Raw genomic sequence first — 11,832 nt, 5'->3', positions numbered from 1 at the left:
CTCCAGGCGTTACAAGTTCTTGGAGAGATTTTATTTGTTTTGCGCCTGCTGCCGATTCTAACTAGCAACTTGAGTTAATATCAAAGAGTCACCTGTGCAATGAAGTCAGTTTTTAGATTCATCCTGGTCGGTCTTCTAGGATTTTGTCTTAGCCTCCTAGCTGCTTGGCGGGTTCCATTTATCGCAGCAGAACCCGATCCCTCAGCACTAAACAAACAAGGCTTTGAACAGCTATACAAGGGGAATCCTAGAGAAGCACTCCAGAATTGGAAAAACGCTGAGGCTGGTTATCGCAAGTTGGGGAAATCAGAAGGTGTGATTGGGAGCAAAGTCAATCAGAGCCTTGCAATGCAAGCTCTAGGTCTGTATCCGCAGGCTTGTATGACTCTTACCCAGACGCTTACTCTGGAAAATAAATTATGCCAAAGCAATGGATCAGAGCCACAAGACCTCAGACACCTAACTGATAGCATTGCAGCGATTCCATCAACGCCTGCGACCGTAGCAGGACTCAACAGCTTAGGGGATGTGCTTCGGGTTATTGGACACTTGAAAGAGGCACACGTCGTACTTTCTCAAACTTTAGATAAAGGGAAACGATCTGACTCGGTTTCGGTTCCGCAACTTCTACTCAGTCTTGCAAATGTTGAGCGATCGCTTTATTTAGAGGATTGCGATCGCTACGATCGCACAGATAATCCTGAATTACGGCTGACACTTCAATCTCAATTGCAGCAACGAGTACAAAAAGCATTAGATTTGTACCGTGAAGTCTCGGTGGTTGGCGGAGATAGCCGTTCTCAATTGTTTGCTCAAATCAATCGGCTGGGAATACTGGTGCTTTCAAAGCAATGGATTGAGAAGCGTAATCTTCAAGTACCACTCAAGCAAACCGTGCAGGCAGAGCTTGACCGAAGCCTCGCAAAACTGGAATCAGCATCTTTTTCTGAAATTCCACCGGAGCAGTCCATTTACGCTCAAATTAAGATTGCAGAAAGCTTAAGACTGTTAACTCAATATGAGCGTGCGATGAAATACGCCAGGTCATCGCTAGACCTTGCTCAGGGGCTTCAGAATCCACGATCGCTGTCCTATGCTCAGGGCGAGATAGCCAAACTGTTGCTAGATCGTGGGCAACCAGAAACGGCGTTAAGCACCTTTCAACAGGCAACAACGCTAGCACAATCCATTCACGCCTGGGATGCCGTTTACCAATGGCAGCGAGCGATCGGACGAATCCATAGTCGCCGGGGAGACTTCAAACGAGCGGAACAAGCGTATGAAACCGCGATCGCCGCGCTTGACCAGGTGAGAGGAAATATCCTTGCGGTTAACCCTGAAGTCCAACTTTCGTTCCGTGAGCAAGTTGAGCCTGTTTATCGGGAATACCTCCGCTTGCTGTTAACACCACCCCAGGAACCCGATCTGAAGCGTGCAGTTTTGGTCACGCAGCGATTACAGCAGGTGGAATTAGAGAATTTCCTTCGATGTGGAGATCTAGACCTTGTAGGACTCAATCAAATTAGCCTGCCCAAAAATACAACTGTTTTCTATATTCTAAATCTGGGCGATCGGATCGGGGTCATTACACAAACACAAGATAACTCGCTTCATTTCTACTCAGCCAATCCAGCCGAAGTAGAGAATAATGCAACGAATTTAATCACCAATTTGCAGAGTGATGAATTTGTGGCAGTGGAGGAACCAATATTTCTCCCCTTTGCTCAAGCCCTTTACCAGCAGCTCATTGAACCAGCCCAGCAGCAAGGCTATTTGCCATCAGAAGGGACATTGGTTTTTGCGACTGATTCGCTACTTCAAACCATTCCAATGGCTCTGATGCATGATGGGCAGAATTATTTGGTTCAAAACTATAGTATTGCCACAACATTAGGGGGACAACTTCGGCAACCGCGATCGCTGCCGCTCGGATCACCCAACACTTTGATTGCTGGCTTGAGTCAAAAGGCTCCCAGCTTTGTACTTCCGCAAGTGCCTAAAGATTTCAAGCCGCTTCCAGAGGTTGAAAAAGAAGTTCAAGACCTGAGAAAAGCAACCAATTCAACCATTCTGCTGAACGCAGATTTTACTGCCGCCAATTTTCAGGCTGAGTTGGCAAAGAATAATTTTCCTGTAGTACATTTGACTACCCACGGGCAATTCAGTTCTTCACGCGAAGATACCTTTTTGCTCGCCTGGGATAAAGTGATTGATGTTCAACAAATTTATCAATTGGTCAAGCGGCGCACGGAACAGGATGCCTCCATTGAATTGCTCGTATTGAGCGCCTGTGAAACCGCAAAGGGCGATCGAAAATCTGCACTCGGAATTGCAGGACTTGCGACACAGGCAGGAGCACGGAGTACAGTGGCTTCTCTATGGCGTGTTGACGCTTCATCAACCGCAGTGTTCATGTACCAATTCTATAAAAACCTGGCAGATGGGCAGCCCAAGGCAGAGGCTCTTAGAACAGCCCAGTTGATGCTTCTAAAAGGAGAAGAGACTCACCATCCCTACTACTGGGCACCCTTTCTCCTAGTTGGAAGCTGGCTTTAAAGTTGAGTCCGTTGAATTGAATCAGATTGTCGTCAAAGAGAATTCTGCTCTGGCAAAATCGATGATTCATCGAATGTTTAACTACCGCAGCTATTTACTGGGGCAACGGAGTGGTGGAGAATGCAAGCGGACTGATGAGGCAAGCATTCGCGCATGGACGATTACCCCAATTTTATTGTGGAGGAAGCACAGCGTCTGTTGGATGTGCTGAGTGGAACTCCATTTAGCGACTGTTATCCTCTGAGTAAGAAATTTAATGATCTTCCCCTCGTCCTGGTATCTACGCCTTTAAGCATCGAACCTTAGGGATTTTGTATATTGGCAAAACCACCAGTATTCGGGCGCGATTAAGGGGTGGACACAAGGCTTTGGGATGGGCGTTTATTGATCGGATGGACCCTGATGACGTGCGGCTTGCCTGTGTGGTTCTGGACTATCAGTGGAATCGGGTATCATATCAGTTAGAGCAAGTGATGATTGGGCAAATTCAGCCGCCCTATAGCGATCGCTAACATGAGAGGACTGATCGATGCAGACCACTAACGCGACCAACCAGGCTAAGCTTCTGGGTTACCTGCCGGAGCGCATTCAGTCGGCACTCCAAGTCTATGGGGTTGAGACGAATCTCGCACTAGAGTCCGTGGTGAAGTTAGCCATCCGCTATTTCTTGGAGTCGGCATCAATCAGCGTGGGTCTAGACGATAAAGACCCGGTCGATATGTCTCCAAATCAAAACATTCTCGCTCATTTGCCGCACTCAATCCAGTAGGGAATTGAGCAGTACGCGATCGAGTATGAGTTTCCACCAGAGTTTGTAGTCGAACTAGCGATTACGTTTCTGCTTGACCCTGATGCCAGCAGTTTTGAGGACTGTCAAGTGGGTGTTCAGCGGGAACAAGTTTATTTACTCCGACAATATCGCAATGACCATCAAGCTGAAGCAGCCTAGCAGTTGACTTCTGGCACTGAAAAGACCACAGAGATTAATTGCTCAATTGTTTTAACCCAGCTTGAGCACTCATCAACACGTCTTGATCCGATACCGCCTTTGCTAGCGAGATCGCCTTCTCATACTGAGACTTGGTAAGGTCTGACCGACCCACCGCCAAATAACAATCTGCTAAAACTCGGTAGAGAAGAGGGGTTCGACTAACCCGCACCAGCGCGGGCTTGAAGCGCCACAACGGCATCATGTAACAGCCCATGAGCTAAATAGATGCTGGTCAGGTCTAGCACAGTCGCTTCATCCTCACTCAGATTTAGCCTTCTGCTCTGCTCAACTTTGTCATTAATGGTTTGAACGGTAGAGTGAGATAGCACATTCAATACACTCTGTTTTACGCCAAGTAGAGTATTTTGTCGACTGTAGGCAGCGATCGTAATTTTGTAGGCTTGCCCCTGCTGGAGAGGCGGATGTTTTTTGGGATAGATCAGCGAAGAAGAGATGACTTTCTGTTGCCAGTTGACTCCTTTCCCTTCAACCTGAACCATGTAATGGTGAGCTTGAGGCTCTGGGTGCCACCTTAAAGCAGGAGTCTTGGTGGAAACCACTCGCTCATAGGGATAGGTGAGTCGCAGAGCCAGCGTTTGGTCATCGGGTCCTTTGGGTCGAACACAAAGGTAGATCTCTTGCGCTCCGCAGCGGCGTAGTGGCTGCGTCTTCCGGGGAGGAGCATTACAGCCTTCAGTCTGACTGACAACCTGCCCGGTCGTAAATTGATTGACTCGACCACTCACAAAACAAAGAACCCTAACGGAAGGCAATTGGGCTAGCTGAACTTTTTCTCCCATACAAATCAAGCGTCCCACAGGCAATTTAGAATCACCCTTTGATAGGACTCGACCAACCGCAGGACAGAAAGAAGAAGTTGCTTTAGAGGCTGATAGCAATCCATCGCATAAAATGCTTGCAAAAAAGAGGGGGATTGCAATGAATAAAGTAGTCCTTTTTAATCTCATAATCGAACAAATTTTGAATAGCACACGCCTGATCAGGCTTTTTGGTCTCACAAAACACGATTGAGAATTCGTTCGCGCCACGCTTTCACTTCTGGTAATCCAGCCGTTGAGTCATAGCGGAGGCAATTTTTCCAACTTTGCTTTGCTTCTACCTCAAACCCTTGAGCTTCTTGCGCTTGAGCTAGAAGACAGTAGATATCTGCCCGTTGCGGATCTAGTTTTTTCGCTCGTTGCAGGTATCTCAAGGCATCCCCATAATCAAATTGTTTCAAGGTAGCCCAACCCAAATTTTTCAGCAACGCCGCTTGCGAGACTAAATCATTGGTTTGCTTGAGCGCTTGAGCGGCAAGCAGGGCAGCTTCACTATAATCACCCTTAATAATGTTTATCCGAGACAGGTTATTGGCAGCATCTATCGCAAGACGGTTATCTGCGTGCATCGCTAACCCGTAATGTCGTTCCGCATGGCTATAGTCACCCTGCTCATCGTATAGATTCCCTAGATTGTAGTGAACTTGCCAATTGTCGGGTGTGAGTTTCAATGTCTGTTGATAATGCTCGATCGCGCAGGGCACATTCCCCTCACCCTGGCAGAGGAGTGCCAAGTTCTGATGCACCTCTGGCAAGTTCGGATCAAGTCCCAACGCCCGTTGATAGTTCTGGCGGGCTAACTCTAGCTTTCCTCCAAGCTGGTTTTGTGCACCTCGTTCAGCCAGTTGCCGCGCTTGGAATAGTTGTTGGTAAGCTGCCCAACTATTCACCCCCCAAATGAATGAAGCCGCCGTCAAAATTCCAGCAAGTGCTGCACCTGCTCTAAACTGGGTTGACATGAATAGCTGATACCGTCGAATGCGCTGAGGCAGACGATTTAGCCGTTGCAAAATTATTTCGGTATCTGAAGGGCGTTTTCTCCAGGAAGCGGATTGCAGTTCATCCAGAAAATCGGCAAGGGGTCTGGCAATCTGGGGTGCGTGTTTTCTCCACAAGAGTTGCCCAGATTCGTCTAACGGCAATTGGGCGGGATGCCTTCCGGTCAGCAGGTGAACCAGGGTACGGGCGATCGCAAAGAAATCAGACTGGGGAACGCCTCGTCCGTGCAGTTGTTCAGAGGGACTGTACCCGGCAGAGCCGACAGCGGTAATGCTATAGGAACTATTGGGGCTAACGTAGTGGGGAGTCTCTCCCATACGTAATTTAACCAGATAGGTTTCTGAAATCCGACGACAGGCTCCAAAATCAATCAGAGCAAGTTGCCCATTCGGTTGGAGGATTAGGTTATCTGGTTTAATATCACGATGGAAATAAAAGCGATCGTGAACAATGGCGATGATTTCAATAAGTTGACGCAGCCAGATCAGGGCGTTCTCTTGGGACAACCGATTGCCTGCTTCTAGCCATTGATTGAGAGGTTGTCCGGCAATCTTTTCCATCACCAGGCAATGGACAGGAAGCGAAGGCGTTGGCACTGAGAAGAAACCATCCAGGTCTGCGCTGGGAATCTTGCTAGGGGCATCTAGCAGCATTAAAACGTTGTATTCCTGCTCCAACCGAGCAATTTTTGCCCGTGAGGGTTCACACAACACTTTCAATACTTTGGGTTGGTTCCCCGTCGATTGATCGATCGCCTCAAACAGAGTCGTTGAAGCTAAAGGATGGCGTTCGTTTTGTAGAGGATGAATGGCTCGATAACGACCCGCCAGCAGGAGATCAGTGCCGCACCACTGGCAACCGTCAGCCTCTCCGGGTTCGTTTGGATGAGCACAGTCAGGATTGATGCACCAGCCGCTATTCACAGTCAAACCACAGGGGGTAAATTTGTAGCCTTAGACTCCAGCCGATTCAGCGTATGCTTCCTGACGATCGAATTCAGTTGGTACACCGTGAGCTGGTCATCACTTCTAACGATTTGAATTAAAGACCGTTTGTCCAGATAGTCCAACGTTTGCACTAAATCCGAGGATGATATTCCCTCCTTAGTCAGATCTTTCAGGAGTTCTGCGAAGGTGAGCGGCTTTTGGGCTTGCGCTAAAGCAGCCATCACTTGCTTTTCTAGATCCTCGAATTTCTTAAACTGTCGATTCAGGAGTTCCTCAATTAAATCGGTATAGAAGGTAGTGACGTAGGCTAGCACCTCTTTCACATGCCCGCCAAACAGATCTTTAACCCCATTCGCCACAAGCTCTAGAATCAGCGGATTGCCGCCATATTTTTCAATTAGTTGCTGCCAGCTCTGCTCATCGGTCAAGCCTTTGTCTCGCAGAATACGTTTGGCAGATTCATGATCTAGATCCTTGAGGATCAACGTTTGAGCTGCCAGTCCGCCCAATCGCCAACGCTCTAGGGACTCAAATGGTTCCTCTGAGGTCAATAAGAAGCAACTGCGGTGGGATGCTCCAACCATGTGTCTCAAGAAGGGTTGGTATTCCTGATGCCCCCGCATCGACTCGGCAGAATCCAGGATGACCAGACAACGGCGAGCTTGCAAGCGATCGATTAGCCGAGTGATTAAATTTTTAGAGACTACGTTGGTCGTTGGCTCACTGCTCCCCGATTCTTTGCTTTCTGACTTCCCGCTATCTAGATCCGGGTTTGCTGACCCACTCAGAAAGCCCAGAAGTTCTTCTAATAGTGAATCAAGCGGCGGAACAGGGTAAGCAGACTTCCAGATCACACAGTTCCATTCATGGGCAGACAGGGAGTTGAGCAGCTTTGCCGTCAAAGCTGTCTTCCCAATTCCCGGAGGGCCCACCAGCACGACGCACTGGTTGCGATCGACTGCCGCTTCGAGATCGGCTAATTCCTTGCCCCGACCATAAAATCTAGGAACGTTGGGTACGCAGTCCCCGAAAACAGGAACCGGGGACAATTTCTGTTCCAAAACATGATGGAAATTCCATTTTGTAACCGATTGTCCCATCGTCTCGGACAACACATCCCATAACTTTTTCCCGACTTGTCGAATATGCGCGAGGCTATAGGGGGTCTGTTTGACAATCTGTTCGTACTTCTCTCCATCCCACGCCCCAGCCAGAATCGCCTTCTCAACATCGCTCAGACTCCTGCCCGACTGGGATAGGAGTTGATCGACCAACCGAATGGCATCCTCTTTGTTCACAGGATATAAATTCTTTTCACTACTATATTTCCTCCAATTCTAACCCCTCAAGTCAAGCGACATCTCAGCGTTAGATCGCGGGAATGACAGAAAAAGACAAAAGCAATACTTTCCCATCATAAAAAGCGCAAAAGTGTTAAAAGTATATAAAAGTGAGACAACTTTGCTCGGTGAGGATTAGAGATGCTAAAACTTGCCGTCTTAAACCAGCATACTCTCACTTGCAATCCTCCTTAAGGAGGAGATCTGTCGTTTCAAGACAGGAGGTAATCTTCATGTGACCAACCCTAAAACTGAATAACCCCAACTAAGAATCAGCGGGGGTTAAAGAACAGTTGAGTGATTCAAAAATCGAGCAGGATTGGAGACTCTAATCTGATTGCTTTCCGAGGGCACTAATTAGGTCATCCAAATTGCCATGCCCATATTCTAGGAGCAATTTGTCTTAGATGGCAACTTTTTTGCTCTTTGATTTGGCATGACTTGATTCTGCTCTCTTCGCATTGAGACAGGTGTTTACTGCTGTCTCACTCAATAGGAGAGACATCAATGTCAGATATGATCAAAGGTTCTCAGGAAGAATCTCGGCATCCGTATGGCTATTGCAAGATCTGCCAATTACCTGTGGAAATTCCAGGACTCACAACCTCCAAATGTCCAAAACATGGATGGATTTCTACAGCGTTTAGCGTGACCGATCAGATCCAAAAGCAACCAGCCGAGATATGCAAACAGAAACAAACAGCCGTTTTGCCAGAAGAGAAATCTTCCACTTCAAACTCACCAAATTCAACTTCAACCAAGCCACCCCATTCAAAAGGACAGGCAAAGACTCAAACTTCTTCAACACCAGAATCCACGCAACCAGTCAATCAAGTCGCTGAGGCGAGACGAACTCAGCTTGACCTGTGGGGAGGTGCAGCATGATGACCCTTGCCCCTTTACTATCCGCATTCCCACAAGCTGATTTCGCTCGCAAAATAGAATGGGAGTTTATCACAGGTAGCACAATCCATCCTACGCTCTATCAAGTTGCAACCCAGATTGTCAGCGACACCGAAATACTGCCTGGAGGAGAACCTTGCTTCCCAATCCATGAAGCTCTAAATTGGCACATCACACGCTTTGGTCATCGAGCACGAGAGACAATGAATGCCGTCTTGCTGCTCAACGAGGATAGCTCCTGCTGGCAGGCAAAACTGAGTCAGCCAGTAATTGACTCTAAAAAGCAAAAACCTCGCAAATACGAAACACCTGTTGGCAATGGCTCAAGAGTTTACATGCCTGCTGTTCCGGCTGAAATTCGCCAACGAATTAGCCAGCGCTATGGCATTCAAGTTCCTCTGGAAGGTTCATTCTGGGATTGGGTTGAAGCCCATCCAGAAATTCCAATGGTGCCAACTGAAGGCGGCAAGAAGGGGTTGTCTCTATTGAGTGCAGGATATGTGCCTTTGGCGCTGTATGGGGTGAATGGAGGGTATTCCAGGCAACCAGGAGACACAAGGGTATTAGTTCCAGATGTTGCCAGGTTTGCTACACCCGGAAGACAATTCATTTTTGCATTTGACCAGGATTCAAAGGACTCCGCTAAACGCCGAGTCGCCGTAGCCCTTTACCGATTCGGTGGATTACTGCTGCAATCAGGCTGTCTGGTTAAAGTCGCCTCATGGGATCACCAGCAAGGAAAAGGCGTGGACGATTTGACTGCCAATTGTGGAGTGACAGAGTGGAATACTGCCTACTCAGAAGCGATCGCACTGGAACATTGGCAAATTTGGCAACGACTAGAGCGCCGACTGACTTATCCAGCTTCAATTCGGCTCACTACGGCAGACCTATCAGATCTACAGCTCAATAATCTTCCCAAATGTGGCATCATCGCGATCGCCAGTCCCAAAGGAACTGGCAAAACCAAATACATTCATTCGTTGGTAGAGACAGGCGAAAAAGTTCTAGCCAGTGGACACAGAATTGCCCTGATGCGAAACCTGTGTTCGCGTTTAGAGCTGGACTACAAAGGGGATTTGGATAAGGTCAATGGAGCATTCATCACTGGGGCAGGTTACACCCTGCGCATTGGGTTATGTGTGGATTCACTGCTGTCAATCGATCCCAACAAGTTTGCTGGGTGTGATTTGATTCTAGACGAAGTGGTTCAAGTTCTCCGGCATCTGCTGACATCCAGCACTTGTGCTAGAGATGGCAAACGCCCAGCACTATTGGCACGATTTCGGGAACTCGTTCAAGCCGCTCGTCGAGTCATTGTCGCAGATGCGGACCTGGATAACGCGACAATGAGTTATCTCAAGTCCTTACGGGGCAGTGATGATTCCGTTTTCTTGCTTCAAAACGCCTATCAAGCCGAAGGTTATCCCGTGCGTTTTCTTCAGGCTTCAGACCGCACAACGATCGTGGGTGAAATCATGGCTGCCGTAAAAGCTCTTGCTCCCGGCAAGGCAGTGTTTATTGCGACAGATAGTAAGGGAACCAGTAAGGCGATCGCTCGACTGCTTGATCAACATCATCTCAAAAAGCGGTTGTTGTTAGTCAATTCCGAAACCAGTGGGGGAGAGTGTGAACGGGAGTTCATTCAAACACCAGATACTGTTTTAGAGCGCCATGAGTACGATGTCATTATTTGTTCTCCGTCAGTCGCAACCGGAGTCAGCATCGAAACAAAAGACGTGATTGCAGCCGTGTACGGCATCTTCACGGGAGTCTCAAGCACCGATGCAGACATGACTCAGGCATTAGGAAGAGTCCGAGAACCCGTGGAACGAGTGGTTTGGTGTGATCAAAAAGGAACAAACTTTTCAAAGGTGAGCCGATCCACCAACCAACTAGAAATCAAAAGCCATTTACAGCAAAAAACAACGGCGACGGTTCGGCTGATTCGCTCTGGTCTGCGGGAAGATTTAGCAGGAGATTTAACGCAGTACGATTGGCAGAACGACCCCCATCTAAACCTCTACTGTCAAATTTCAGCCGACCAAAACTTTGCGATGTACCATCTCCGAAATGCATTGCTGGTTCGACTTCAGTTTGAGGGAAATCAGGTCAGTGTTGAGGATCGAACTTCTGATCCTGCTGTAAAACTCTTGCTGGCAACAGCCAAACAGGAAATTCGGGAAATCGATGCTGAAACACTGGTTGCGATCGAGGATCTCACCTATACAGAGGTGGCAGCCTTGGAGCAGAAAGAAGGACTCAGTTCAGAAGAGTCACTGGCAATCTCCAGGTATTACTTCAAAGAGTTTTATGCACTGGATTCGATTACCGTTGAGAATGTGCTTTGGGATAACGAGGGCAGACGCAGAGCAGAATTACTTAGCCTGGAAGCACAGTTGTTTCCAGGGCTTGCCATTGATAGGGTTGCCCGTTCCCTTGAGAGACAGGCAACCTGGAACCAGAGCTACTGCCCCTGGGATATTTCCAATGCGGAGTTGCGACGAACCATCCGATCTGTGATCGGAATCGATGAGTTGCTGGCAAAGCTACAGGCTGGGTGGACATGGACTCAATATGACTTGGAACCTTACGCAGCAAAAGCAAGAGCCTTCGCTAAACAGATCAAAGTCGCTCTGCACCTGACGATTTCTGACAAGATGAGCGACACTCAAGTCGTTCACCAACTTCTGGCTCAATTAGGCGTAAAAGTTGAGCAGGCTTGCTGGTCTCGCTCTGTTGCAGGACATGAAGGTGAAAAATTGCGAGTCTACCAACTTCACCAGGATCATTGGATCTGCGTGTGGGCAGTGCTTCAGCGACGGCAAGCGAAACGTCAACAAATTCAGCAGCAGTCCTTAATGAAAGAGACCTTGACTGGATCACCCGTTGTTTTTGAGTTTAAAGACGGCACGGGTGATCCGGCTTCCAAAGATGACTGGAGTTTCCAGGAATCCCCGACGGAGGAAGAATTCAACACAGCCTTACAGGATTATGGGAATGGTGGTGATTACGTTGAATCACCCGTTTTAGCCAGCAGCAAGCCAACTTTTGAACCAGGAGAAGCAACGATATCTCTATCCGTGGATGAGCCAGTGATTTGAATTTGGGGTAGTGCTAAACAGGTAAGGATGCATTGTAGTGGTGAACAAAGTACCAAATTGCTCCAATGTGGTTCTCTAATACCAATTTAAATGGTGGTAACGACAGATAGTGCATCTAGGATGAAGGAGTATCCAGTCAGGGAAGCAATCACT

At 48.0% G+C, this 11,832-nt stretch carries 8 protein-coding genes; 5 read left to right on the top strand and 3 right to left on the bottom strand.

The features are described 5' to 3' along the window. Positions 1–99 precede the first annotated feature (99 nt). The 3 genes from AB3R30_RS25970 (at position 100) to AB3R30_RS25960 (ending at position 3,325) form a co-directional block, all read left to right on the top strand. Positions 100–2,556, top strand: a complete 2,457-nt coding sequence (locus AB3R30_RS25970; RefSeq protein ID WP_458652107.1) for a CHAT domain-containing protein — start codon at positions 100–102, stop codon at positions 2,554–2,556. Positions 2,557–2,834: 278 nt separating this feature from the next. Continuing rightward, positions 2,835–3,068, top strand: a complete 234-nt coding sequence (locus tag AB3R30_RS25965) for a GIY-YIG nuclease family protein (RefSeq protein WP_458652108.1) — start codon at positions 2,835–2,837, stop codon at positions 3,066–3,068. Positions 3,069–3,085: 17 nt separating this feature from the next. Beyond that, positions 3,086–3,325: a hypothetical protein gene (locus tag AB3R30_RS25960; RefSeq protein ID WP_458652106.1), complete on the top strand. Its 240-nt coding sequence runs from the start codon at positions 3,086–3,088 to the stop codon at positions 3,323–3,325. A 380-nt stretch (positions 3,326–3,705) separates the two neighbouring features. On the opposite strand, the gene AB3R30_RS25955 is transcribed toward AB3R30_RS25960, so the two are convergent. From AB3R30_RS25955 to AB3R30_RS25945, 3 genes are all read right to left on the bottom strand, one after another. Continuing rightward, positions 3,706–4,365: a hypothetical protein gene (locus tag AB3R30_RS25955; protein ID WP_458652105.1), complete on the bottom strand. Its 660-nt coding sequence runs from the start codon at positions 4,363–4,365 to the stop codon at positions 3,706–3,708. A 197-nt stretch (positions 4,366–4,562) separates the two neighbouring features. Then, positions 4,563–6,308, bottom strand: a complete 1,746-nt coding sequence (locus tag AB3R30_RS25950; RefSeq protein WP_458652104.1) for a tetratricopeptide repeat protein — start codon at positions 6,306–6,308, stop codon at positions 4,563–4,565. A 2-nt stretch (positions 6,309–6,310) separates the two neighbouring features. Continuing rightward, positions 6,311–7,630: an AAA family ATPase gene (locus AB3R30_RS25945; protein ID WP_458652103.1), complete on the bottom strand. Its 1,320-nt coding sequence runs from the start codon at positions 7,628–7,630 to the stop codon at positions 6,311–6,313. A gap of 549 nt (positions 7,631–8,179) precedes the next feature. Between AB3R30_RS25945 and AB3R30_RS25940 the strand changes: the two genes are divergently transcribed. Continuing rightward, a complete protein-coding gene (locus tag AB3R30_RS25940; RefSeq protein ID WP_171576368.1) occupies positions 8,180–8,557 on the top strand; it encodes a hypothetical protein in 378 nt (125 codons plus the stop codon). Further along, positions 8,554–11,679, top strand: coding sequence for a plasmid replication protein, CyRepA1 family (locus AB3R30_RS25935; RefSeq protein WP_458652102.1), 3,126 nt, complete (start codon positions 8,554–8,556; stop codon positions 11,677–11,679). The genes AB3R30_RS25940 and AB3R30_RS25935 overlap by 4 nt, the downstream gene beginning before the upstream one ends. Positions 11,680–11,832 lie beyond the last annotated feature (153 nt).

It is taken from the genome of Sivoneniella epilithica UHCC 1019 (genome assembly GCF_040830845.1).
GTDB lineage: Bacteria > Cyanobacteriota > Cyanobacteriia > Leptolyngbyales > Leptolyngbyaceae > ULC077BIN1.
Note: the sequence above shows the minus strand (reverse complement) of the source record. Positions and strands in the feature narration are given on the sequence as shown.